Annotated in this window: 27 protein-coding genes, 1 tRNA gene and 1 pseudogene; 21 read left to right on the forward strand and 8 right to left on the reverse strand. The window is 46.1% G+C overall.

The features are described from left to right. Window positions 1-76 precede the first annotated feature (76 nt). From GACE_RS10450 to GACE_RS10470, 4 genes are all read right to left on the reverse strand, one after another. Window positions 77-370 (reverse strand): transcriptional regulator, encoded by a 294-nt coding sequence (locus GACE_RS10450; RefSeq protein WP_048093272.1) that lies wholly within the window; start codon window positions 368-370, stop codon window positions 77-79. Continuing rightward, window positions 371-967, reverse strand: a complete 597-nt coding sequence (locus tag GACE_RS10455; protein ID WP_048093274.1) for a hypothetical protein — start codon at window positions 965-967, stop codon at window positions 371-373. A gap of 843 nt (window positions 968-1,810) precedes the next feature. After that, window positions 1,811-2,752 carry a ribose 1,5-bisphosphate isomerase gene (locus GACE_RS10465; RefSeq protein ID WP_048093277.1) on the reverse strand — a complete coding sequence of 314 codons (942 nt, stop codon included), beginning with the start codon at window positions 2,750-2,752 and terminating at the stop codon, window positions 1,811-1,813. Beyond that, complete coding sequence (locus tag GACE_RS10470; RefSeq protein ID WP_158413844.1) at window positions 2,749-3,486, reverse strand: ROK family protein; 738 nt, start codon at window positions 3,484-3,486, stop codon at window positions 2,749-2,751. Before GACE_RS10470 ends, GACE_RS10465 begins: the two co-directional genes overlap by 4 nt. 67 nt (window positions 3,487-3,553) lie before the next feature. Between GACE_RS10470 and GACE_RS10475 the strand changes: the two genes are divergently transcribed. The 5 genes and pseudogenes from GACE_RS10475 (at window position 3,554) to GACE_RS10495 (ending at window position 5,823) form a co-directional block, all read left to right on the forward strand. Further along, window positions 3,554-3,805 (forward strand): hypothetical protein, encoded by a 252-nt coding sequence (locus GACE_RS10475; RefSeq protein ID WP_084063730.1) that lies wholly within the window; start codon window positions 3,554-3,556, stop codon window positions 3,803-3,805. Between the two features lie 24 nt (window positions 3,806-3,829). Further along, on the forward strand, window positions 3,830-4,051 hold the full coding sequence (locus GACE_RS10480; RefSeq protein ID WP_048093282.1) for an antitoxin family protein: 222 nt from the start codon (window positions 3,830-3,832) through the stop codon (window positions 4,049-4,051). A 68-nt stretch (window positions 4,052-4,119) separates the two neighbouring features. Next, a pseudogene (locus GACE_RS10485) lies at window positions 4,120-4,479 on the forward strand (PIN domain-containing protein); the annotation flags it as partial. 165 nt (window positions 4,480-4,644) lie between these two features. After that, window positions 4,645-5,253 (forward strand): TIGR00296 family protein, encoded by a 609-nt coding sequence (locus tag GACE_RS10490; protein ID WP_048093284.1) that lies wholly within the window; start codon window positions 4,645-4,647, stop codon window positions 5,251-5,253. A gap of 18 nt (window positions 5,254-5,271) precedes the next feature. Continuing rightward, on the forward strand, window positions 5,272-5,823 hold the full coding sequence (locus GACE_RS10495; protein WP_048093902.1) for a TMEM165/GDT1 family protein: 552 nt from the start codon (window positions 5,272-5,274) through the stop codon (window positions 5,821-5,823). A 1-nt stretch (window position 5,824) separates the two neighbouring features. Here GACE_RS10495 and GACE_RS10500 read toward each other — a convergent pair whose 3' ends face one another. After that, window positions 5,825-6,457 carry a CRISPR-associated protein Cas4 gene (locus GACE_RS10500; RefSeq protein ID WP_048093286.1) on the reverse strand — a complete coding sequence of 211 codons (633 nt, stop codon included), beginning with the start codon at window positions 6,455-6,457 and terminating at the stop codon, window positions 5,825-5,827. Between the two features lie 102 nt (window positions 6,458-6,559). Here GACE_RS10500 and GACE_RS10505 point away from each other — a divergent pair, with 102 nt between their 5' ends. Both GACE_RS10505 and prs read left to right on the forward strand, forming a co-directional pair. After that, the gene (locus GACE_RS10505) at window positions 6,560-7,267 is read left to right on the forward strand and encodes an ATP/GTP-binding protein (RefSeq protein ID WP_318249215.1); all 708 of its coding nucleotides are present in this window, start codon (window positions 6,560-6,562) and stop codon (window positions 7,265-7,267) included. A gap of 38 nt (window positions 7,268-7,305) precedes the next feature. Then, window positions 7,306-8,145: a ribose-phosphate diphosphokinase gene (gene prs, locus GACE_RS10510; RefSeq protein ID WP_048093288.1), complete on the forward strand. Its 840-nt coding sequence runs from the start codon at window positions 7,306-7,308 to the stop codon at window positions 8,143-8,145. 65 nt (window positions 8,146-8,210) lie between these two features. On the opposite strand, the gene GACE_RS10515 is transcribed toward prs, so the two are convergent. After that, entirely contained in the window at window positions 8,211-8,633 is a 423-nt protein-coding gene (locus GACE_RS10515; protein ID WP_048093289.1) for an Lrp/AsnC family transcriptional regulator, read from the reverse strand. A 90-nt stretch (window positions 8,634-8,723) separates the two neighbouring features. Here GACE_RS10515 and GACE_RS10520 point away from each other — a divergent pair, with 90 nt between their 5' ends. Beyond that, on the forward strand, window positions 8,724-9,233 hold the full coding sequence (locus tag GACE_RS10520) for a rubrerythrin family protein (protein WP_048093904.1): 510 nt from the start codon (window positions 8,724-8,726) through the stop codon (window positions 9,231-9,233). A 63-nt stretch (window positions 9,234-9,296) separates the two neighbouring features. Further along, window positions 9,297-10,037 carry a ZIP family metal transporter gene (locus GACE_RS10525; protein ID WP_048093291.1) on the forward strand — a complete coding sequence of 247 codons (741 nt, stop codon included), beginning with the start codon at window positions 9,297-9,299 and terminating at the stop codon, window positions 10,035-10,037. A 118-nt stretch (window positions 10,038-10,155) separates the two neighbouring features. Here the strand turns inward: GACE_RS10525 and GACE_RS10530 are convergent, their stop codons facing one another. Further along, window positions 10,156-11,067, reverse strand: a complete 912-nt coding sequence (locus tag GACE_RS10530) for a B12-binding domain-containing radical SAM protein (RefSeq protein ID WP_048093293.1) — start codon at window positions 11,065-11,067, stop codon at window positions 10,156-10,158. A 147-nt stretch (window positions 11,068-11,214) separates the two neighbouring features. Continuing rightward, window positions 11,215-11,285: transfer RNA gene (locus tag GACE_RS10535), tRNA-Gly, on the reverse strand. Window positions 11,286-11,385: 100 nt separating this feature from the next. Here GACE_RS10535 and GACE_RS10540 point away from each other — a divergent pair. From GACE_RS10540 to GACE_RS10590, 12 genes are all read left to right on the forward strand, one after another. Further along, on the forward strand, window positions 11,386-12,291 hold the full coding sequence (locus tag GACE_RS10540; protein ID WP_048090395.1) for an IS481 family transposase: 906 nt from the start codon (window positions 11,386-11,388) through the stop codon (window positions 12,289-12,291). A gap of 147 nt (window positions 12,292-12,438) precedes the next feature. Continuing rightward, window positions 12,439-13,173, forward strand: a complete 735-nt coding sequence (locus GACE_RS10545) for a helix-turn-helix domain-containing protein (RefSeq protein ID WP_048093294.1) — start codon at window positions 12,439-12,441, stop codon at window positions 13,171-13,173. A gap of 115 nt (window positions 13,174-13,288) precedes the next feature. Then, window positions 13,289-14,158: a 2-oxoacid:acceptor oxidoreductase family protein gene (locus tag GACE_RS10550; protein WP_158413841.1), complete on the forward strand. Its 870-nt coding sequence runs from the start codon at window positions 13,289-13,291 to the stop codon at window positions 14,156-14,158. Then, entirely contained in the window at window positions 14,158-15,294 is a 1,137-nt protein-coding gene (gene porA, locus GACE_RS10555; RefSeq protein WP_048093296.1) for a hypothetical protein, read from the forward strand. Before GACE_RS10550 ends, porA begins: the two co-directional genes overlap by 1 nt. Further along, window positions 15,291-16,211: a 3-methyl-2-oxobutanoate dehydrogenase subunit beta gene (locus GACE_RS10560; RefSeq protein ID WP_048093298.1), complete on the forward strand. Its 921-nt coding sequence runs from the start codon at window positions 15,291-15,293 to the stop codon at window positions 16,209-16,211. Before porA ends, GACE_RS10560 begins: the two co-directional genes overlap by 4 nt. Next, window positions 16,183-17,283 carry a Glu/Leu/Phe/Val dehydrogenase dimerization domain-containing protein gene (locus GACE_RS10565; RefSeq protein ID WP_202962739.1) on the forward strand — a complete coding sequence of 367 codons (1,101 nt, stop codon included), beginning with the start codon at window positions 16,183-16,185 and terminating at the stop codon, window positions 17,281-17,283. Before GACE_RS10560 ends, GACE_RS10565 begins: the two co-directional genes overlap by 29 nt. A 108-nt stretch (window positions 17,284-17,391) precedes the next feature. Then, entirely contained in the window at window positions 17,392-18,567 is a 1,176-nt protein-coding gene (locus GACE_RS10570) for a CBS domain-containing protein (RefSeq protein ID WP_048093907.1), read from the forward strand. A 20-nt stretch (window positions 18,568-18,587) separates the two neighbouring features. Continuing rightward, on the forward strand, window positions 18,588-19,772 hold the full coding sequence (locus GACE_RS10575; protein WP_048093300.1) for a bifunctional 5,6,7,8-tetrahydromethanopterin hydro-lyase/3-hexulose-6-phosphate synthase: 1,185 nt from the start codon (window positions 18,588-18,590) through the stop codon (window positions 19,770-19,772). Window positions 19,773-19,782: 10 nt separating this feature from the next. Next, a complete protein-coding gene (tpiA, locus tag GACE_RS10580; RefSeq protein WP_048093301.1) occupies window positions 19,783-20,445 on the forward strand; it encodes a triose-phosphate isomerase in 663 nt (220 codons plus the stop codon). A 41-nt stretch (window positions 20,446-20,486) separates the two neighbouring features. Then, window positions 20,487-20,645 (forward strand): hypothetical protein, encoded by a 159-nt coding sequence (locus GACE_RS11750; RefSeq protein ID WP_158413842.1) that lies wholly within the window; start codon window positions 20,487-20,489, stop codon window positions 20,643-20,645. Window positions 20,646-20,881: 236 nt separating this feature from the next. Beyond that, the gene (locus tag GACE_RS10585; RefSeq protein WP_048093302.1) at window positions 20,882-21,769 is read left to right on the forward strand and encodes a hypothetical protein; all 888 of its coding nucleotides are present in this window, start codon (window positions 20,882-20,884) and stop codon (window positions 21,767-21,769) included. A gap of 1 nt (window position 21,770) precedes the next feature. Next, window positions 21,771-22,691 (forward strand): DNA-methyltransferase, encoded by a 921-nt coding sequence (locus GACE_RS10590; RefSeq protein WP_048093909.1) that lies wholly within the window; start codon window positions 21,771-21,773, stop codon window positions 22,689-22,691. Window positions 22,692-22,698: the final 7 nt, after the last annotated feature.

The raw sequence follows: 22,698 nt of genomic DNA on the forward strand, positions 1-22,698 counted from the left end.
TTGGGATGCCAAAACACTCCCACTCATAAAGAAACGAAGTAATGCCACACAAAACGGCAAATTAATTATCTAAAGCTCACAGCCCTTCCAGCGCATCCTTCAGCTTTCTAACATACTCCCAGGTCTCATCTACGCCCTTCTCAGTTATTTCGACCACTGTCCTCGGCCTGTCGGCTATCACCTTTTTTATTCCAATCATCCCGGCCTTCTCCAGCGTTTTAAGGTGGGAGTCGAGGTTTCCGGGCGTCAGCTCCAGAACTCGCTGGATTTCGCTGAACGCCGCCCTCCCCCTCGAAAGAAGATACAGCATGATTCCAAGCCGTACGGGATTTCCGAGGATTTCATGTCTGAGCCCGCTGAGAGGCTCCATTCAATCACCAATTATTCTGAATGCGCTGTAAAGATAAAGCAGCATCGTAACAGAGAACGCTGTTACAATCACGAAGCCCGCCCAGACAGACAGATCCTCTGCGGACGTGAATGCGACCACTGCTCCGATTGCTGTGATCAGGAATGACGGAACCATTTCCAGCTCGAGACCTCCTGAGTATGACAGCACAGCCCACATTCCGAACAGAGAGATTGAGAGGAAGCTCAGAAGTGCAGCGCCGAAACCGGCTGACAGAGTTGCGGGAAGCACCAGGAATCCAAGTATGGCTCCAGCCACCCATGACAGAAATATGAATGCTGCCACGGTCCTGCTCCCTCTCTTTTCGCCACTCCTCTTAGCTATGCGCATGATCCGTCTGAAAAGGATTCCAGACACTGCAACACCTGCAATCATCGCCACAACCCAGTAAACTGCCGAGATCGTGCTGGATGGTCTGAAAAAAGCGAGAATGACGTAAAACACGCTCATGACCATCAGCCAGTAGGCGAAGTTAATCGCAGAGTATATTTTCCCGACAGCGACAATTTTCCTCTCGATCTTTTCCAGAATTTTCCGGAGTTCTTCTGCGTCTTCCATGGTAAACGGTGTACTTCAAACTATTTATATGATGGACAAATTCTGAAATGCAGAGGAAGTTAGGTGAACCCCCGTCAAGGGAACCCCTCCTCACCGCTCGCAAGGCTTCAAAGCTTGGAGGGGCAAGGGCAGGAATATGTGTTCATTTTTGATTAAAAAGAATTTCTAAAACGGTGTTGGTTATATCTCCGAAGCTTAAGTCGAAGGAAAGTTTGTGCAGGGTTAAACTCAGCAGAAAAGCACAGAAAGCGAATACCTAAGGTGCTGCAAAGATTGAACAATCCTCTCAGGCCATACATAGAGAGTTGAAGGTGCTGAGTCTTGTGAAACCAGAGTTGGCAGGTTTAGAGCTGCATTTTACACTGGCAGGGACAATAACCTAACTGTTTCTGGAATTGACGAGCGAGAAAGCTACGATCGCTTATGACTTCATGAGAACAAACTTGGCTACATGCTGTGAGTGCTTCGTGGTTTTATGCTGTCCAGATGACGTATTCGTCCCGGCCTGGGTAGTTCCTTGTTGGTGTGTCTGGGCCATCGGATGGCTATTTTTGGTTTTTCTGGTAGTGGCCCGCTGGTGTATCCTCCTGCTTGTTCTGCTTTTTGCCAGTCTTTTCTGGCTGCTTTTTTGGAGAGGAATGGTCCGGCGGGCCAGCCCGATGGCGAGGTCGTCTCCGTACTTGTCCCGGAGGATTCTGGCGACGTGTGGCTCTTGAGTATTTTTCAAGCATGGAAAACCACACCGGGAAAATTTTGGAAAGGTGTGGTTTGATTTTTGAAATGGTTTTCTGTTTTTTGTGAGTGAGGGTGTTCTTCACAGATTGAGGTTGAATAAAAGAGTCATCAGTCGTAGTGCCTTGCGCTCAGGGTTATCTCCTCACCTCCAAACTCCCTGTAGCCCAGGTGATCTCTTATCACTATGTATGCCATTTCAGGTGGAATTGCGCCGATCTCGGTTATTATCAGGTCTATGTAGTCCCTTGGCGTCACATCGAAAGCCGGGTTTCTGACCGTCACATTCGGATGCTCAAGCAAATCGCCATCAATGACCTCCCTCACATCCCTCTCCTCTATGACGACCAGCTCTCCGAGCAGGGTCTTGGGGCTGAACTTGTAGGTTTCAGCGGCAACCATGAACGGCACCCTCGCCTCCTTGGCTGCGAGAGCGATCTGCGATGTGCCTATCTTGTTTATGAGTGCCCCATTAACCGTGATCGTGTCAGCGCCAACGACAACCACATCCACTTCCTTCATGAAGTACCTGACGGCCGAATCAACTATCAGCGTGACATCTATACCATAATCCGCAAGCTCCCTTGTCGTCAGATAGCCCTGATGCCTCGGCCTTGACTCCGTTGCGAATACTCTGATGTCCTTCCCCTCGTCGAAGGCGTGCTTTATCACCGATAGTGCAGCTGAGGAGTTGCAGTGGGTCATTATCGTCGAACCGTCCATTATCCTCTTTGCTCCTATCCTGCCTATCTTCTCCCTCGCCGTGTCCACCCACTCGATGAACTCTTCAGCCCGCCTTATCAGACTCTCCCTCTTCTCCTGGTCGCTCTCGCCGGAATAGTTCATCACGTAGTTGATGGCGTTGAAAAGGCTCACAGCCGTGGGCCTTGTGTTCATCAGTCTTTCGCTCGCTTTCCGCATCTCCTCGTCGAAGTTTGTCTTCACGTTCTCTGCATACTCCCTGAGGGTTTCAGCAGCAAACCTCGCAATCCTCGCAGCCCCTCTAACCTCCATGCTCTCTATCTTCCTCGCCGCTTCCTCAATCAGATTCATTCTCCACCACCTGCCAGAATCGCTGCTCCCTTCGCAACTGCGAGAGCATCCTTTATAACCCTTATCTCCGGCCTGAACTCCGGAGGGAGAAAATCGTATATCTGCCGGAAATCCTCCGGCTCGAGCAATGCGGAGATTCGTCCCCCGAAGACAACAGCTTCTGGATCGAGGATGAGGACGGCCTTTGCAATTTCTGCACACAGCACCTTGAAGCCATCCAGTCTGAGAAGCTCCTCCCTGCTCAGCTCTCTGCCGAACCTCTTCTTTATCACCCATCCGCTGAAAAAGGTTTCAAGATGGCCGATCCCACCACAAACGCACCTCTCTTTCCCGCCAACAAAGGCATGCCCAATCTCGGAAGCAAGACCATTGCCCCTGTAAAGCTTCGAGTCTGCGATTATCGCGGAGCCTATCCCGGTGCCGAGCGTTACTGCAAAAATGCTGCTGAAGCCGGTAACGTGACGGGCGTAGATTGCAAAGCAGTTGGCGTCGTTCTCCACCCTCCTGCCCTCGAAAAGCTTTGCATCGAAGCCGGGGATGTTTGGCGTTCTGATAACCCTTCCTTCTCTAACCCACCCGGCTATCGCAAAGACGGCATTGCTGCATTCCCCAACCATGCAGGGATTTTTCAGAAACTCCGAGGTTTTAAGGGTCTGGACGTGGGTGAACTCCCGCCCCTCAAATGAAACGATGTCGGTGAATGTTCCTCCAACGTCTATGCCTGTGTTCATCATTCTGCATCCTGCGGGAAAAGGTATTAATGTTTCCATATTCAAGAAGTGCACCGGTTGTTTTCAGGAGATGGTTTTGCCTCTGCACGATCCCGATACCGCGACTTGGCGCACGCAAAACAATCCCTGCAGTCCTACAGGGATTTTCATCGTCAGATACTTGGCTGGCAAAAAGGAGCAAATCCTTACAAAGGAAGACATAAAGGAGTACCTGGCTTTGGCTTTAATTTCAATAACCCTGATCGTAATAGCCGCTTGGATCGAAGCGAACGTAACCCTTAAAATTGCCAAAGCCATGCTCAATTCGACAAAAGGTATTTGAATTTTCGAATCTAATTTAACACCAATGGCAAAGGTTATCGAAGTCATATATGAAGATGGTGTGTTCAGACCGGCAAGGAAGGTAACCTTACCGGAAAAGACTAAGGGAAAGGTGATAGTAGAAGAGAATGTGATGGGCGACGTTGAAGAGTTCTCGGAGAAGATCGACGAAATTTTAGAAGAAACAAAAATCGATGAGGATCCCTTAGAAGTCTTGCTCAAAATGAGGAAGAGAGCATGGGATTGACAATCGACACATCTATTTTGGTCGATTTCTTCACGAAAAGAAACGCTTAAAGGTATGAGAAATCAAAGGAGTTCCTGAAATCGACTAAAGGCAAACCGGTATACTGCCCAAGGTTAATTTTGGCTGAGATACTTGGTGTTCTCGTTAGATACAGTGTCGAATTGGCAAATCTTGGTTATGATTTCGTTCTTAAAAACTTCAATTTGATTGAGGAGGACGATATATTTGATGAGATTCTTAAGGTTTGTAAAAATACAGGGTCAAGAGCTGTTGATGGATATTTTATTGCAACTGCAAAGCTTTCAAACTCAATTCTAATCACTAATGATAAAATCATGGCAAGCAATGCCAAAAAAGCTGGTGTTGAAGCCTATTATTTGATTGAAGAGTTTGACAGAGCGGTAGAACGGTTAAAAGAAGTGAAGTAACAAGATCCGGTTTATTGCCGGCAGTGTGAATTCTTGTTCTGGAGTTTTCAAACGATCATATACGATCACAAAACTTTTGACAGATGTCTCTTCGAATTCCACAACAGTATTTCCAATTGAAACGCAAGAAAAACAATAAATCCTCTCGCCCAGATATGTATCTCAATGAGATTGCTAACCTCTGAGGAGGGTGAGAAAGCCGTTAGACTTGCAAGGAGAGCGATCGAAACGCACCTCTCGAAAAAAGAGATTATTAAGGACAGGTTTGAAGGTGTTTTTGCCGAGAAGAGGGGGGTTTTCACGACCCTGACCAAGCACGGAGAGCTCAGGGGGTGCATCGGCTTTCCGTATCCGATAAAAAGGCTGGACGAGGCGATAATCGATTCAGCCATTTCCGCTGCAACTCAGGATCCGCGCTTCCCCCCCGTCAAACTTGAGGAGATGGACGAGATCGAGGTTGAGGTCACCGTGCTGACCCCACCTGAGAAGCTCAGCGTTCCGCCAGAGGAGAGGGCAAGGGCGATAGAGGTTGGCAGGCACGGATTGATGGTCGTCTACGGACCTTACAGCGGTTTGCTTTTACCACAGGTAGCTGTTGAGTACGGGATGGACGAGGAGGAATTTTTAACCCACACCTGCCTGAAAGCTGGCCTGCCACCAGACTGCTGGCTGATGGAGGGGGTGGAGGTTTACACCTTCGAGGGACAGATTTTCAGGGAGACTGAGCCGAGGGGAAAGGTTGTTGAAGCTGACATGAGATCATGCGGTATCTGAGCTGTGCAGGTTGATCCAATGCTTGAAGACTTGGTAATTCCGTTTACTGTAGTAGGACTTGCAGAGCTGGGCGATAAGACTCAGTTATCTGTGTTGCTGTTATCTTCAAGGACTGAGAACAGGTTACGGCTGATTCTGGGGGTATTGCTTGCATTTATGGTTGTGGATGGTGCAGCCATCGTCGTGGGAGACCTGGCAGGAAACGCAATTCCTGAAAATCTGATGAGGGGCATTTCTGCTGTGCTGTTCGTGGCGTTTGGTGTCTTAATTTTACTGAAAGGAAATGAAGACGAGACTGAAGCGAAATCACTTTCGAATCCCTTCTACTCTGGATTTGCGCTCGTCTTTTTCGCTGAATGGGGTGATAAGACACAGATAGCTTCGGGGATTCTTGCAACCAGGTATGATCCCCTGCTCGTCTTTACGGGAGTTATGCTGTCTCTTGGTCTTTTGACTGTTGTTGCAGTGTATGCTGGAAAGGCAATCTCTGAAAGAGTCGAGAGGAGAATAATATCCGCGATCTCCGGAGTGATTTTTATCGCTCTTGGCATCGGCTTCGCATTCTTATGATTCAGAAAAACCTCGATGCAAATGTTTCGGGTTTTGTGTTGCATTCTTCCGAGTATTCACAGATTTCGCATCTTTGGCTTTCCTTTCTCTCTGGTAGAAAACCCTTCTCGATTTTTCTCAGTTTTTCGAGTATCCTCAGGAGGTTGTATCTGTCTTTTCTTGTCTCCTTAAACTCTGCGAGAACTCCATCGTATGCGTAGTAAACGAATCCTTCTTTTATTCCTGAAATCGCAGATATGGCGCTCATCCTCATTCTCTCTTTGAATGTGAATCTGTCGGAATTCTTTTTCAGCATAACCACAAGGAAGCGTCCACTCTCTGTTATTTCGTCCACCACACCCCTGAGTCTCAGCCTCTCTGATTCGAAGTAAACCTCCCATGCTTTGGGTCTTATCTTTTCAAGTTCCTCTGAATATCTGAACTTTGAGGCTGCGAGAGTAAAGGTCTCCTTCGAATCGGGGTACAGTGTGGAGAACCTTTCGTATGCCCATTCATAATCATAGCCCTTTCTCAGACTGAGAAATATCTCTCTTACAGCGTGATACTCGTTTGCAATCCCCTTTTCGTGATGCATTCTGAAGTAGGCAAGTCTGGGGCATGATACAAAACTTGTTATGTCACCAATTTTTATCACGAATCAGGTTTATGACTTTCAGATAAATAAATTTCGTCATTTATCAGCATCAGAAGATGTAGTGAATTTTTTGAATTGAAACGACCAAAAATTGGAGCGGGGGTGAACTTGAACGTAATTGTTCTCGGTCCAGCGGGCAGTGGAAAGAGCGTTCTAACAGAACGTTTTCTCACATATCTGAGGGATCGGGGCTACAGTAGCGTTGCCGTGAACCTGGATCCTGCGTCCCCTCCAAGGTATGAGGCTTTTCGGGACATCCGGGATTTCGTGAAAACAGAGGAGGTTATGGATAGATTTCAGCTTGGGATAAATGGTGCCCTGCTTAAATCGGTGGAAATTGCAGGCAGTTATGTGGGCAGACTTACCGTTTCTGGATACGATTTCGTTCTTTATGACACTCCCGGACAGCTTGAACTTTTTCTGTTTTCGGACTTCGGAATTGATTTAATTGAAAGGCTTGAGGGATTTACAGCGGGACTGTTCATCGTGGACTCATCAAGAATTAAGGATGCCGCAAGGTTCTCGGCAATGGTCTCTCAGTCTGCAACCGTGTCTCTGATGCTGGAAATCCCCACCCTCACGGTTTTCAACAAAGTGGACCTCCACGTCCCAGGGAGTATTGAGGAATATAGAAGCGCCCTTGAGAGTGAAGGAGTTCTCGGGGAGTTTTTTGAAAGCCTGCTGAGGTTTGTTGAGGCGACGAGTATGGTCTACCGCCCTGTTCTCATTTCAGCCAGAAACGGATACCGCTTTGATGACCTCTTTTCAGCTTTGAATGAACTTTTCTGCACATGCGGAGATTTGAGCTGAAGGTAAATGTTTAAATAATTCCACAAGAACATTTTTTGATGAACATCATTCCGGGGACCAATGGGGAGCTGGCCTTGAAGATATCCAGGTTTTTTGATGTGTCTCCTTCTTACATTCAGGTTGAAAAGCTTCCCTACGGGGAGAAATATGTGCGAATCCCGTTTGAACCTGAGGGGAAGGTATATGTTGTTAATACCTTTTTTCCGTATCCCGATGAGATTTTGTTTGAGAGCCGGTTGATCGGAGATATTTTGAGAGAGAGGGGAGCTGAGGAGCTCATTCTGATCGCCCCATATTTATCCTATTCAAGAGGCATCGCTTCGATATTTGGTGAGGCGAAAACGTTTGAAACGCTCATGAACATTCTTGATGTCTATGACAGAATAATTGCTGTGGACTTTTACGGCAACACTGAAAAAGTCGAGAGCGTTTCAGCAATGCCACTCCTTGCAGAGTACATAAGTGAGGAGTGCGACCTTGTTGATCCTGTTGTTCTCGGTCCCGATGAGATTTCTAAGGAATGGATAAGGTATTTTGCAAACATTATTGAGTCAGATTACGGATTCATTTCCAAGATCAGGGTTGATGCTCAGAATGTTGTAGTCAGCAGGGTCAATGCAGATGTGAAGGACAGAGATGTGATAATAGCGGACGATATTGTTGCGACTGGCTCGACAGTTGTACAGTCTGCAAAGAAGCTTAAGAGCCTTGGCGCGAGAAAAATCTATGTTGCTGCAACACATGCACTTTTCAGCAGGCAGGTTTATGCAGATATACTGAAAGCAGGTGTTGAAGATGTCATATCCACAGATACGGTTCTCAACTTCACTTCGAGGGTATCTGTGTCAGAAATCATGGCAGACAGGGTGAAATTCTGACCCCTTTATTTCCACTGGAAATCATAAATAAAATTTTTTCAGGTCCTTTAGTCTGATTGGACGGATTATTTAAGTTTTTCCAGCACAATTGCTGGACAGACTCTTTTTACTCCCTCGATCTTCCCTATGACATCTGAAATTATTCTGGTAAGCTCGTCTCCATCTTTTGCCCATATCTCGACCATTATCATGTGATCTCCGGTGGTGATGAACACGTTCCTTGCAAAATCGTACTCCTTCATCTTACTTGCGACATCAAGGAGTTTTTCCGGCTCTGTATCTATTCCAGTTAGAGAAACGGTATTGTACCCGAGAGCGGAGGGGTTGACCAGAGCAGTATAACCGGTGATTATGTTTTTTTCCTCAAGATTTTTCAGCCTTTTTCTTACAGCTGCCTCAGTGATTCCTAGTTTTTTTGCAATCTTTGTGAGAGGGGTTCTGGCGTCTTTTGTGAGCATGTCGACTATTACTCTGTCCTTATCGTCCATACGTTTATTTTATTGGCTTAGTATAAAATCTTTTCCCGTAGATACATTGTGAGAAAAACATTTTTAACATCTTCGAACCAGTTCTGTATGGTGGTTTATGTGAGGGGAATGACAGAGAAATTCCTGAATGATGCCTTTGCAGGTGAAAGTCAGGCCCATATGAAATACCTGATTTTTGCAAACAGAGCAAGAAAAGAGGGTTTTGAAAATGTTGCAAGACTTTTTGAAGCAATAGCTTTTGCGGAGTTCGTGCATGCAAGGAACCATTTTGAAGCGCTTGGCAATGTAAAGGATACGGCAGAAAATCTGCAGGTTGCAGTGGATGGAGAGGACTGGGAGAGTGAGGAAATGTATCCTGCATACCGGGCCGTTGCAGAGCTTCAGAATGAAAGCAGGGCAATAAGAAGTATTGATTTCGCACTCCAGGCGGAAAAAATTCACTCGGAATTTTATGCACAGGCTAAGCGAGCAGTTGAGAGTGGCAGGGACATTGAGATCGGGGAAATATACATTTGCGAGATTTGCGGCTACACAGCAGATTCGAAGGTGGAGAGGTGTCCAATTTGCGGTGCAGGCTCTGAAAGGTTCAGGAGATTCTGACTCTGGTGGTCTCATCTGTCACTCGCTGAAAGGGTTTTTATTACGCATAACTGATTTAATCTCATGCAGGATGCTCTCTATCTCTCAATTGCCAGCACAATCCTTGTAAGTCTGCTTTCACTTGTGGGAATTTTCACACTGATTCTTAAGAGAGATTCATTCTGGAACCTTGTTTTTCTTCTTGTAAGTTTTGCAGCAGGAGTTCTGATCGGGGCATCCTTTCTCCATCTGCTGCCAGAGGCGATAGAGCTTTCTGGAGTGGAAAGTGCGATAGATTATTTCCTTGTCGGGTTTGTATCTTTTTATCTTCTTGAGAGGGTGCTTAGGTGGAGGCACTGTCATGAGGATGAATGCAATGTTCATCCCATGTCCCATCTTGCCCTTTTTGGAGACAGCATTCACAATTTTATTGATGGTGTTGTTATAGCTGTGGCCTATGTTACCGATATAAATCTCGGGATACTGACCACGATTGCAGTCATATCACACGAAATACCTCAGGAACTTGGGGATTTTGGAATACTCGTTTTTGGTGGATTTTCGGTAAGAAAAGCGCTTGTTTATAATTTTCTCACGGCTCTTACAGCGGTGCTGGGAGCCATATTTGGATACTTTGCTGTGGCGGAGAAATTTCTTCCGATTGTAGTAGCTTTCGCTGCCGGGAACTTCACATACATTGCAACAAGCGATCTGATTCCTGAACTGCACAAGGAAACTGACTCTGGAAAATCTCTGCTCAGCTTTGTTATATTCATCGCAGGACTTCTGCTCGTTTATGCCATGGGAAATCTCCATGCACACTGAAAACTTTTCTGAGATCTCTGCACACTTGCCCGAATTTTTCTTTTTAATCTTCCTGGCAATTCTGGTAAAGCGAGGGTGTTATTTTATTGCTTACAAGTCTGACTGAGCAGATGCTGTTTTAAAGCATAATTTTTCCAGCAGAAGCGAGCATGTTGGAGTCCACGAGTTTTCCACTGTTCTTTAGATTTTCAGCAACTCTGATCGCTCTTTCAAGCATTTTCAGAATCCTTTCCCTGTCCTCTGGCAGTCTTCCTGAAACACCTGTGTAAAAGGGTGGTCCGTTTTCACTCCAGAGATAGTTTGATACGTGGTCTGAGAACAGCAGTGTCTCACACTCAATATTCTCGATCAGGAGCTTCACCTCTTTCAGCCTCAGTACTGGATCAAGAGGCTCGTAAATTCCTTTTTTCATTCTGTTCCAGAGGATCGTGTTGGGTATGACTGTGATGCTTCTCAATCTGACGAAATCCGGGCCTATTTTGTTGATCGCTTTGGCACTGTTCAGTGCATGCTGTTCCCATTTCCCAGTTATGCCGGACAGAATATAGAGAGATATCTCAAATCCAGCCTTTTTTGCCTTCTTTCCTCCCTCTATAGCTTCTTTCGAGCTAATGCCTTTCTTTATCATCTCGAGAGTCCCATCATCTCCGGATTCAAGGCCGAAATGGAGTCTTGTCAAACCAGAGTCCCTTATTTCTCTGAGATCCTTCAGGCTCATCGAGTTTGCCGTTTTCAGCCTTGCGTAGCTTGTAATTCTTTCCGGATTCAGCTTTTCAACAGCGAATTTTGTGATTTCAATGAGGTCGGGATGAACAAGGTTATCGGAATCCCCAAAAAATACTGTTCTCGACTTTGAAAACTCTGAAGCTACGGTTATGTCTCTTTTTATCTCCTCTGTGTCTCTTATAATGAATCTCTCGGTTTTGTACATCCCGCAGAATGCACACCTGTTCCAGGGACAGCCACGGGTAACCCTTATGAGTGTGCTGTTCGCCTCGCTGGGCGGCCTGTATGGTGGAAAGTCTATCATTGGTTGTAAGTTTTGTAATGGGAGTATTTTAATCTAAGGTGGTTTACTGTACGGGATTATCGGTCAGTTGGAAAATGAATGAGTCCCTTTATGAATCACCTTAAAACAGAAGGCTTGTTTGTTCAGTGCAAAAACAAAATTACTCAGTGCGCGGGCCGGGATTTGAACCCGGGCTAACGCCTCGGAAGGGCGTTGTCCTACCACTAGACTACCCGCGCAGCAGCAAAATCCCTTTCAGCGATTTGCTTAAAAAAAGTTTCGGTCTCAGAGTCCTGTTGTCTTTTCCCGAAATTATTTCCCACTTCAACAAACCCCCATGTGAAACTTGACGAGAAAGCGATAAAATGGATTATCAGAGAGAAAGAGAAGGGTACACCGACAAAGGAGATAGCAGAGATCGAAAACATAACACCAAGAAGAGTAAATCAGATCTACAAGCAATACAAAGATACTGGAGAAATACCAAAGCCAAAGAAACCAGGTAGACCTAAAAAAGAACTATCAGAAGAAGAAATAGAAGCCATAAAAGAAGCCTATGAAGAGTACAGGTGTAATGCAGTAGTTCTCCAAACAATCTTAAAGGAAAGAGGTTACAGAATAAGCAAGAACAAAATACACGAAGTGTTGAGAATGAACGGCTATGCTAAGGAGGAGAAGAACAAGAAAAAGCGTAAAAAGTGGATAAGGTATGAGAGAAAGCACTCTATGGAATTATGGCATGCAGACTGGTTTTTCTATAACGGGAAGTGGATAATTGCTTATCTGGACGATGCTTCCCGTCTGATTACTGGTTACGGAGTATTTGATAAAGCAACATCTGAGAATGCCATAAAAGTGCTAAAAGAAGCCATGGATGATTATGGCAGGCCGGAATCAATCCTGACGGATAGAGGTACTCAGTTCTACGCATCTGCAGGGGAGAAGAAGGCTAAAGGAGTATCTAAATTTGAGAAATTCCTTGCAGAGAATGAAATTAAGCATATTGTGGGTAGGGTGAATCACCCACAAACGAATGGAAAGATAGAGAGGTTCTATGGAACGCTGGAAGCTAAAATCAAGTATTTCGATACAGTAGATGAATTCATGGAGTGGTACAATCACAAAAGACCCCACATGAGTCTCAACTTAGATGAACTGGAGACTCCCTATAAAGCATTTTTGAGAAAGTTGACTCCTGAGAGAATATTGAGTTATTCGTGGAGGTGGTTTGATGGTGGGAAATGATTTTAGGAAACTACAGTCTCAGAGTCCTGTCCTTTTTTGATCGCAGCTGTTAGCACATGGTCGAAAGCTGCTTTATATTTGGCACCAATTAATGATTAATAGTTGCAGAAACATAGTATACCTGAGAAAGTTTGTGGGGAAGGGAAAATGAATCTGAAGAAGGTAATCTTAAGGCTCTGGCATCCAGATTGCTGGTCAATTGAATCGACAAAAGATCATCCGGGAATATGTCTGGTAACAAAGGGCGTATTCAAGCTTGAGAGAGAGGTGAGGGCAAACTTTCACCTCAGTGCGGAGAGTTATGATGTTCTGAAAAGCTACATGAAGGATATGGAGAATTACAGAAAATACGCGAAGGAGATTTACGTTATAGGTAAAAGCGATCTGGAGGCCGACATACATGCCCGTTTTCCTGCACACACCACATTCTACGACAAGGTGTTCTCTCTCGAATTCATGCCAATGCGAGTTTCGATATCTGGCGGGTTTGAGTACTGGACGATACTCATAGACGAAGAAAGGTTGAGCGACACACTCAACCGACTTCTGGAGATTGAGGGAATTAAGGTGGATGTGCTGAGCATTTCGAATCTCAAATCCTTTGAAGATGAGGAGGAAGAGGACATTGTGGGGCAAATCTCGAGAAAGCTTTCAATGAAACAGAAAAGGGTGCTTGTTGAGGCTTTCAGAAAGGGATATTTTGAGTGGCCGAGAAAAACGAGTGTTGATGAGCTGGCCAAAAGCTTCGGAATAGCAAAATCCACATGTCTTCATCATCTCAGAATTGCGGAGTCCAAAATTGTGAAAAGATTTGTGGAGGAACTCAGAGACAGGGAACCGCATCTTGCTGACAGGGCTTCTGCAGCAAAACATCTTTTTTAATATTTTTTTAAAAATAAAACCGGATATTAAAAACTATCATGATTTATTGTTATGTTATATAGGTATGGGCACAGAGATAATAATGTGATGGGATATGCAGGAAGATGATGAGGTGGTGGAAGGAGTACGGTGGGAAATCCGTTTTCATGGAAGAGGTGGTCAGGGAGCAGTAACTGCATCTCTACTCCTTGCAGAAGCTGCATTTCGGTGCGGATACTATTCTCAATCCATTCCGTTTTTCGGGGCTGAGAGAAGGGGTGCTCCGGTGCTTGCCTTTACGAGGATATCTGAAGAAGAGGTACTTGAGAGGAGCCAGATATACTCTCCTGATTGCGTCATTGTACTTGATCCGGTACTGCCAGGTACTGTGGATGTTTTCAGCGGGTTGAAGAATGGAGGGATTGCAGTAATTAACACCGCAGATGCCCCGGAGAAGTTTGAATTCCATCAAAATGCTCTGACGATATGCACCGTTGATGCCGTGGATATTGCAATTCGAAATAATCTGGTGGTTTCAGGCACGCCTGTTGTTAACATACCTCTGCTCGGCGCTTTTTTGAGGGTGTTTTCCCGGATTCCACCAGAGATTACCGAGGATGTGGTAAGAGAAAGGTTCAGAAGAAACTGGAAGGCCAATGTCAGGGCCATGTGGGAGGGATACGAAAATGCTGTAGTCAGGAAGGTGAGAGGGTCTGGAAAAATGATGGACCGGGAGAGTAAAGGCAGTATTGCAGTTCGGATTCCTGTTTCAAAACCGGTAAAAGGTGTGGCAGGCAGGACATTGATATGGAGAGATTTTGTGCCTGAGATCGACTTCAGCAGATGTACTGGTTGCCTGAACTGCTGGCTTCACTGTCCGGAAAGCGCAATTCTGAGGGATGGGAGGGAAGTGAGGATAGACTATGATTTCTGCAAAGGGTGTCTTGTGTGCAGTTCAGTCTGCCCGAAGACTGCAATAAGCGTTGCAAGGGAGGTGATAAGGTGATGGAAAGGAAACTGATTACCGGGAACCAGGCTGCAGCACTCGCTGCAAGAGATTCCGGTGTTGAGGTTGTGGCCGCATACCCAATCACTCCCTCAACACCGGTTGTGGAGGAGATTGCCAGGATGGTGGAGTCAGGGGAGATGGATGCAAGGCTGATCCTGGTTGAATCGGAACATTCGGCAATGGCAGCCTGTATAGGCGCTTCCGCTTCAGGTTCACGTGTATTCACAGCCACCTCAAGTCATGGGCTGGCATACATGCACGAACTTCTGCATTATGCAGCAAATGCCAGAACTCCCGTTGTTATGGCTGTTGCAAATCGAGCCATTGGGCCGGGATGGAATATATGGGCGGATCTTGGTGATACAATGTCCCAGAGAGATACGGGCTGGATTCAGTTCTATTGCAGTAACAACCAGGAGATATATGATACAGTAGTTATGGCCTACCGGGTGGCAGAGGACAGGCGAGTCCTTCTCCCGGCCATGGTGTGCTATGATGGCTTCGTCCTGTCCCACACCGCAATGCCTGTGGTAACGGGAATAGGCAAATTTCTGGAAGAATACAGAGCGCCCTGGAAGATGGATTTCGATGAGCCTGAAACATTCGGAAACATACTTTCTTCAGATTACTACATGGAACTCAGAAAGGACATCTTTGAATCGCACATAAGGGCGATCAAGGTCATTAAAAAAACCGAAGAGGCGTTCGAGTCTCTTACAGGGAGACACACACCTCTTCTGCTGGAAAAGTACATGCTTGATGATGCTGAGGTGGCAATAGTGGCCATCGGAGCAATAGCTTCAGAGTCAAAAATTGCGGTTAAACGATTGAGACGGGAGGGTAAGAAGGTTGGGCTGCTCAGAATCAGGTGTTTCAGGCCTTTTCCCTCGACTGATGTTGTTGAAGCCCTTGAGGGTGTTGATACAGCGGTGGTTGTTGACAGGTCAATAAGCCCGGGACATGAAGGACAGCTTTTTTCTGAAATAAAGTCTGCCCTGTACAATTCCAGGAAGCGCCCGGAGATTCTTGGAAAGGTTGCTGGCCTGGGAGGGAGAGATGTAACATTTCGGGCTATTGAAAAGGCTGTGTGTGGGGGATTCCGTGATGGGTGGATTACCGAGGTGGTGGTATGAAGATATCCGATATTCCCGAGAGAGAATATCTTCTCCCTGGAAATGCTGCGTGTCATGGATGTGCTTCCTCGATGTGCCTTCGTACGGTCTTGAAGGCTGTTGGAAAAAGAACCGTGCTTGTTGTTCCAGCAAGCTGCACATCAGTCTATCAGGGCATGTTTCCCGGGTCTGCAATTGACGTTCCTGTATTTAACACAGTCTTCGCCGCCTCAGCGTCAACCGCTTCTGGAATTAAAGCTTCTCTTGAGAAAAAAGGCGTTGATGCTACAGTGGTTGTCTGGGCTGGCGATGGCGGAACGTATGATATCGGTCTCCAGGCTCTATCTGCTGCTGCGGAGAGAAATGAGGACATCCTGTATGTGTGTTACAACAATGAGATGTATTCCAACACTGGAGTTCAGAGGAGCGGTGCCACACCTTACGGAGCCTGGACGACCACAACATGGAGCGGAAAAAGGGAGCATAGAAAAGATGTTGCCGAAATGATGGTCGCACATGATATACCCTACGTCGCAACCGCATCTGCAGGATATCTTACAGACCTCTACAAAAAAGTCAGAAAGGCAAAGAATGTGGAAGGTTTCAGGTATATTGAAATCCTGGCCCCCTGCCCTCCGGGGTGGAAATATCCGATGGACAGGACTGTCGAGATTGGTAGAATGGCTGTCGAAACGGGCATGTGGATTCTTTACGAGTACGAAAACGGGGAATTCAGGTTAACGGGATTGAGCAAAGCAATTGCAGAGGGTAAAAGGGAGCTGAGGGATGTGGAGGAATATCTGTCCGCTCAGGGCAGGTTTGCCCATCTAAGCCGGAAGGATATCGAGGCAATTAGAGAATATGTGGAAAGAAAGTGGACCAGCCTTGCAAAACTGGCAGGTGGTGTGCATGCAGCTTCAGCAGAATTCTATGTTTGAGATGATGGAGAGGGAAGATTTTGAGCAGATAGTATTTTTCCAGGACTCACATTCGGGGCTAAAGGCAATCGTCGTCATTCATGACACAACTCTCGGTCCCGCTCTCGGAGGGACGAGAATGTGGAACTACAGAAATGAGATCGAGGCGCTGAGGGATGTTATGAGACTTGCAAGAGCAATGACGTTCAAGGCTGCTGCAGCCGGACTGAATTTTGGAGGAGGAAAGGGAGTCATAATAGGCGATCCCAAACGAGACAAAAATGAAGTTCTACTGCGAAGTTACGGCAGGTTTGTGCAGTCTCTCGGGGGAAGGTACATAACAGCGGAAGATGCTGGAACGACTCTGGAAGATATGCGGGTTCTGATGAGTGAGACAGAGTATGTTACCGGTGTTAACCTGGACCCGTCTCCATTTACTGCGTATGGGGTTTACTGTGGAATTAAAGCCTGCCTGGAATATGTCTTTGGAGATGGGAATGTTGAGGGTGTTCACGTTGCAGTTCAGGGAGTGGGCAAGGTTGGCAGCGAGCTGGTCAAACTCCTGCTTGAGAACGGAGCCAAGGTAACGGTAACCGATGTGGATACTGAGAGGGTAAAGGAGGCAGTTAATCAGGGTGCAGAGTATGTAGATCCGGGGAAAATATACTCTGTAGAGTGCGATGTTTTCTCTCCCTGTGCGCTTGGAGGGATTATAAATGACAGCACAATCCGAAGGTTAAGGTGCAGCATTGTTGCCGGGGCCGCAAACAATCAGCTTGAGAACGAGAGTATGGGTGAGATGCTTTCGAGTCTCGGAATTCTATACGCTCCCGATTACATCATAAATGCAGGAGGTCTTATAACTGTGGCCCGTGAATATGAGTGTGCCAGGAGGTGTGAAACACTTAAAGAGCATGAGATATACAGGGAGGTCAGGAAAATAGGTGAACGGCTGAGAGAAATATTCAGGCTCAGCGAAGAAATCATTAACAGCTCGGGAAAGAGGGTCTCAACTGTGAAAGCAGCGGATATTTTTGCTATGCGCAGGATAGACGGGATAAGGTGTCTGAGAAGAATATATCTGCCACATTGATCGGTTCTTTTTATTTTTATCCTTAATCAATATTGTCAGAACCTCTCGAAAGCGTCGGGCATACTTTTTTAAACTTTGCCAGAATAAAAAAGAGTGGGAGGTGATGAGATGGACAGGGAGCAGCTTGAAAATCTTATAAGGTTTGATTATGAGGTTGTGAATGCTGATGACACAATATCAAAAGTATTCCCACTTCTCGATAAGCTTGACCCCGACAAGGCCAGTGCGCTTGTCGTAAAGGAAGGTGATAAGATAATCGGCGTCATAAGAGAGAGGGATCTTATCAGGGGAAGCGCAATGACCAATCCACACGAAACAAAGGTTAAGAACTTTGTCATAAGAACAGGAATAGTTAATTTTTCTGATCTGAGTGTGGAGAGGGTTGTGAGGAGATTTATCGAAGATTCCACCCCATTCGTGATAGTCCGGAAGGATGGAGATTATGGGGTGATATACATCCACGACTTTCTGATTTCCCTGAAAGATGAACTCTCCGGCGTGAAAGTGAGGGGTGTCATGAATCCGGATGTTGTTACAATTAATGCCCACGATTCTGCTGGAAAAGCACTTTCTCTGATGAGGACTCACGGCGTTGACAGGCTTATTGTGGTTGACGACAGGCACAGGGTTGTGGGTGTTGTTACCGGCAAGGACATTGTCGACAGGATAATAGCTCCCAGAAAGAGAGCCAGAATGGGGGATGCAAAGGGAGAGAAGGATAAAACTCTGGCAATAATGGTCGAAAGCATCATGAGCTATCCGCCTGTGACGTGTTTCGAAAATGATAGTGTTGCTGAGGTCATTGAACAGATGATTGAGCACAAGGTTTCGAGTGTCGTTGTTGTTGACGATGATCAGACACCCGAGGGAATCGTAACAAAGAAGGATCTGCTTGAGAAACTGTATTCTGAGGTTAAACCGAAAGGAGAATTGAGAATAGAACTGATTCTGAGAGGGATTGAGCCCGATGAGTTTGATATGACAGCTCTTCAGAAGGATATCGAGAAATTCATGAGAAAGTTCGAGAACTTCATAAGCGATGCCGTGCTGTTTGTCTATATCAAGCAGCATAAGGAGAGGTTCAGAGGGTTGCCACTGATTCATGTCAGATTGAAGATGTCAAGTGACAGAGGCACGTTCTTTGCAACCGGTGAAGGATGGGGCATAGAATTCGCAATCCACGCAACACTGAAGAAACTCGAAAGGGAAATTCTCAAGGAAAAAGAACTTCTGATGGATTCAAAGATGGTCAGGAGGTTCTATGAGGAAGTATTTGAATTTTAATTCTTTTTGAGGTGAACTTTATGGAATACAGGATTGGTGAAGCTCTGGTCGGGACGGGAAATGAGGTGGCACACATAGACCTCATGATAGGGACGAAGGACAGCCCTGTTGGTGAGGCTTTTGCAAATGCTCTGTCTCAGCTCTCAGCCGGTCACACTCCGCTGCTTGCAGTATTGAGGCCCAACCTAATAACCAAGCCACCGGCCGTAATCATACCCAAGGTTACGGTAAAGGACATGTTTCAGGCAGAACTGATTTTCGGGCCAGCGCAAATGGCTGTTGCAAAGGCCATATCCGATGCGGTTGAGGAGGGAATAATTCCGAAAGATATGGTAGAGGATTATCTTGTCATTGTGAGCGTGTTCATCCATCCGAAGGCCAGGAACAAGGAGAAGGTGTTTTACTACAATTACAGCGCAACCAAGCTTGCAATAAAAAGGGCCATGTCCAGCTTCCCTGACGTGGACACCGTGCTTTATGAAAAGGACAGGAGCTTCCACCCCTTTGCGGGAAGGAAGCTTACAAAGCTCTGGGACCCACCATATCTCCAGATTGCAATCGACATCCCAGACCTGAACGAGGTGCAGAGGGTGCTCAGGTACATTCCGGACAGCGACCACATAATCTTCGAGGTTGGAACTCCGCTGGCCAAGAGACATGGAGCCGAGGTCATCCTCAAGCTGAGGGAAGAGAGACCTGATGCGTTCTTCGTCCTTGATCTCAAGACCCTTGACACCGGCAACCTCGAGGCGAGGATGGCTGTCGATGCCACAGCAAATGCTGTTGTAATCTCAGGCCTTGCCCCAATAAACACGATAAAGAAGGCGATAAATGAAGCCCAGAAGCTCGGAATCTACTGTGTTGTGGACATGCTGAACGTGGAAGACCCCGTCAGCAGGCTTGACAGGATTGTGGAGGCAGGCGTGAAGCCGGATGTTGTTGAACTGCACAGGGCAATCGATTCAGAACATGAAGAACCACCATGGAAATTTGCTAAGCCCATAAAAGAGAGGCACAACGTGCTTGTTGCTGTCGCGGGTGGTATAAGGCCTGAGAATGTTGAAGCTGCCATAAGCGGTGGTGCTGACATACTTGTCGTGGGTAGAGCCATAACGAGAGCGAGAGATATAGAGGGGGCAGCAAGGAGATTCCTTGCAAGCATGAAGCCCGATACTGACCAGTTCAGAGTCATGACTGACTTCTGAGGGTCGGGCCATGGCGACGATAATCATCAACTTCAAGGCGTACAGAGAAGGGAGTGGTGAGAGGGCAGTAGCCCTCGCAAAAGCCGTCAGAGAGGTCGCAGAAAAGGTAGACTTTTACATGGCCATCGCCCCGAACTTTCTTGACGTCTCGAGCATTCTCAGGAATGTGGAAATTGATGTGTTCGCTCAGCACGCAGATGCTGTTGGTTATGGAAGCAACACCGGAAGGATTCCTCCAGAAATGCTGAAGGAGATTGGCGTTAGAGGCAGTCTGATTAACCACAGTGAGAGAAGATTGAAACTTGCGGACATAGAATTTCTTGTTTCAAGATTCAGAGAGCTCGGGCTTACATCGGTTGTATGCACGAACAACGTGGCAACGACACAGGCTGCAGCAGCCCTTTCTCCAGATTATGTAGCAATTGAACCCCCTGAGCTGATAGGGAGTGGAATACCTGTAAGCAAAGCTGAGCCTGAGGTCGTTGAAAACTCTGTCAAAGCAGCAAAGAAAATGGACTCCGGGATACGTGTACTTTGTGGTGCAGGAATAGCAACCTATGAGGATGTTGTGGCTGCTATGGACCTCGGAGCGGATGGGGTCCTTCTTGCAAGTGGCGTTGTTAAGGCAAAGGATCAGAAAAAGGCTTTGGAGGAGCTTGTAGGCCTGAGATGAAAATTCAGTAAACTTTATATTTTATCAAATTTACTTGATTTATGGGATGTGTGGAATGCAAGTTTTACGAGTACGATGGCAGGTACTCATGCAGGTGGTTTGAGGCGAGGATCTCGAGGATTTTTCCAAGATGGGCTGATGATTTCAGGAAAGGAGAGCTGAGGTTCAAGAAGTGCGGCTATTTCAGGAGCAAAAAGTGACTACAGGTTATTGTTTGTTAACTGTTTTTCCAGCCTACTCCCTTTTTTGGCTTTCAAACTATGAAACGTGTAAAAAACCGTAATGACTTTGGAGTTGGATAGCTTGAAGACCTCAAAAACTATTGTTAATTTCTCCGCCAAAAGGTTGATATTCTTATTTTAGAGACCTATCGTGAAACTCAGTTCGTGAATGCACAGCAAAGTAGAATAACTTCTGACGCTAATGGGGGTAATGGATGATGAAATATCAAAAACTCTGGGATAAGGATGAAGAGATGAGGTTCTTCGAAAAAGCTCTTGAGATTGCCACTCCAGAGCAGCTCTTTTACGTTACCGATGATGGCAGATATCTTGCATACTGGCCCAAGAACTATAAGGGTAGAAAAACAACACTTCAGAGCAGAAACACCTTTGTGGGCAGTTATACTGAGAAGTGGGTGACAGAACTTGTCAAACCAATTGCAGAAAAGTTTGATGCATATTCGGTGCATAAGATTGTCTGTGAGGAGATCGGGATTGGTGAGCGTTCTCCGGCAGACGTGGCCATTGTAAAGACCCCTGAGAGATATCAAAAGCCGGAAAACATCCTAATGCTTATCGAGGTCAAGATGTCTGTTGTCTGGAACTGGGAATATGACCCTGAAACCGGGGAGCTAAAATGCATTGGAGATTACAGAACTCACCAGGGCAATCCAGGACTTCTTAGGTCAGATACTATGCTTAAAGCAATTGGCAAAAGTATAAACATAAGGGTTTCAAGAAACATGGCCTCGAAAATACCCATCATCGTTATTGGCAATACACCGATAACAAAAACATACTATGAAAAGGTTGATCATCTTAAAACTGCCGGGATAGTTCAGGGATTCTATTCGGTCAACCCGGACCCATTGGATGGTGACAGCGATGAAAATATAAAAAACACTCCTGAAAGAGGATTTTTGAGGATAGACGATTTTTCAGAACTGGAGGGAATGTTGTCGGAGTTAGTTGAGGATGAAAGGGAATTTTTCTCCTCAATGCTTCCAAAAGAGAAGCTTGGAAGAATCATTGAAATTGCGAGCAGAGAGCCAACATACGTCAAAAAAGCTGAAAAATTCCTTGAGCTGCTGAGGGGTGTTTGAGGTGAGCAAAAAAAGAAGAAATGGAACAAAAACCAGTAAATTTGGTGTGCCTGGAAGAATCAGCCATGACTCAACTGAGTTTTACTCCAGCAGACTCTATGATGAGTTTCCAAAAGAAAAGAAGGTTGAGTATGTCGAAAACAGAATCACTGAAAACCATCTTGATAGAATATTCTGCAAGTCCAGCGAATGCATGGAGGAGCTCCCGGACTGCAGTGTTCATCTCATGGTGACCTCTCCCCCCTACAATGTTGGCAAGGAATATGACAGAGATATGACGTTTTCAGAATATCGGGAGTTCCTGAAACGCGTGTGGAAGGAGACGTACAGAGTACTTGTTCCAGGGGGAAGAGTGTGCATAAATATTGCAAATCTCGGAAGAAAGCCTTACATCCCTCTTCATGCATTTATCATTCAGGACATGCTCGAAATAGGATTTTTGATGAGAGGCGAAATTATATGGAACAAGGACTCCAGTGCAAGTCCATCAACTGCCTGGGGAAGCTGGCTTTCTGCCAAAAACCCAACGCTGAGGGACATTCATGAGTACATCCTGGTTTTCTCGAAAGATACCTTCAAAAGAGAGAACCCGGATAACAGAGAAAGTACAATAAAAAGGGAAGAGTTTCTTGAATTCACCAAAAGTGTATGGACGTTCCCGGCAGTTTCGGCCAGAAAAATAGGACATCCGGCACCGTTTCCGGTGGAGTTGCCGTACAGGTGCATTCAGCTTTACACGTTCAGGGGGGATGTCGTTCTTGATCCATTTATGGGGAGCGGGCAGACTGCAATTGCTGCCATAAAAACCGGGAGACATTATGTGGGATATGAGATAAGCGAAGAGTATGTTGAGCTTGCAAACAGGAGAATAAGGGAATTTATCTCAGAATTTAAGGCTCCGAAGCTTGCCGATTACTTTTGACCGAAAC

The sequence above is a fragment of the Geoglobus acetivorans genome (genome assembly GCF_000789255.1).
Classification (GTDB): Archaea; Halobacteriota; Archaeoglobi; order Archaeoglobales; family Archaeoglobaceae; genus Geoglobus; species Geoglobus acetivorans_B.

Bases quoted from the DNA above. Each gene is read 5' to 3' on its own strand.
- GACE_RS10545 (WP_048093294.1), top strand. From the start codon at position 12,439: ATGAATCTGAAGAAGGTAATCTTAAGGCTCTGGCATCCAGATTGCTGG.
- GACE_RS10570 (WP_048093907.1), top strand. From the start codon at position 17,392: ATGGACAGGGAGCAGCTTGAAAATCTTATAAGGTTTGATTATGAGGTT.
- tpiA (WP_048093301.1), top strand. From the start codon at position 19,783: ATGGCGACGATAATCATCAACTTCAAGGCGTACAGAGAAGGGAGTGGT.
- GACE_RS10465 (WP_048093277.1), bottom strand. From the start codon at position 2,752: ATGAATCTGATTGAGGAAGCGGCGAGGAAGATAGAGAGCATGGAGGTT.
- GACE_RS10450 (WP_048093272.1), bottom strand. From the start codon at position 370: ATGGAGCCTCTCAGCGGGCTCAGACATGAAATCCTCGGAAATCCCGTA.
- GACE_RS10575 (WP_048093300.1), top strand. From the start codon at position 18,588: ATGGAATACAGGATTGGTGAAGCTCTGGTCGGGACGGGAAATGAGGTG.
- porA (WP_048093296.1), top strand. From the start codon at position 14,158: ATGGAAAGGAAACTGATTACCGGGAACCAGGCTGCAGCACTCGCTGCA.
- GACE_RS10565 (WP_202962739.1), top strand. From the start codon at position 16,183: ATGCAGCTTCAGCAGAATTCTATGTTTGAGATGATGGAGAGGGAAGAT.
- GACE_RS10560 (WP_048093298.1), top strand. From the start codon at position 15,291: ATGAAGATATCCGATATTCCCGAGAGAGAATATCTTCTCCCTGGAAAT.
- GACE_RS10530 (WP_048093293.1), bottom strand. From the start codon at position 11,067: ATGATAGACTTTCCACCATACAGGCCGCCCAGCGAGGCGAACAGCACA.
- GACE_RS10515 (WP_048093289.1), bottom strand. From the start codon at position 8,633: ATGGACGATAAGGACAGAGTAATAGTCGACATGCTCACAAAAGACGCC.
- GACE_RS10585 (WP_048093302.1), top strand. From the start codon at position 20,882: ATGATGAAATATCAAAAACTCTGGGATAAGGATGAAGAGATGAGGTTC.
- GACE_RS11750 (WP_158413842.1), top strand. From the start codon at position 20,487: ATGGGATGTGTGGAATGCAAGTTTTACGAGTACGATGGCAGGTACTCA.
- GACE_RS10490 (WP_048093284.1), top strand. From the start codon at position 4,645: ATGAGATTGCTAACCTCTGAGGAGGGTGAGAAAGCCGTTAGACTTGCA.
- GACE_RS10525 (WP_048093291.1), top strand. From the start codon at position 9,297: ATGCAGGATGCTCTCTATCTCTCAATTGCCAGCACAATCCTTGTAAGT.
- GACE_RS10455 (WP_048093274.1), bottom strand. From the start codon at position 967: ATGGAAGACGCAGAAGAACTCCGGAAAATTCTGGAAAAGATCGAGAGG.
- GACE_RS10480 (WP_048093282.1), top strand. From the start codon at position 3,830: ATGGCAAAGGTTATCGAAGTCATATATGAAGATGGTGTGTTCAGACCG.
- GACE_RS10495 (WP_048093902.1), top strand. From the start codon at position 5,272: ATGCTTGAAGACTTGGTAATTCCGTTTACTGTAGTAGGACTTGCAGAG.
- GACE_RS10475 (WP_084063730.1), top strand. From the start codon at position 3,554: ATGGTTTTGCCTCTGCACGATCCCGATACCGCGACTTGGCGCACGCAA.
- GACE_RS10470 (WP_158413844.1), bottom strand. From the start codon at position 3,486: ATGATGAACACAGGCATAGACGTTGGAGGAACATTCACCGACATCGTT.
- prs (WP_048093288.1), top strand. From the start codon at position 7,306: ATGAACATCATTCCGGGGACCAATGGGGAGCTGGCCTTGAAGATATCC.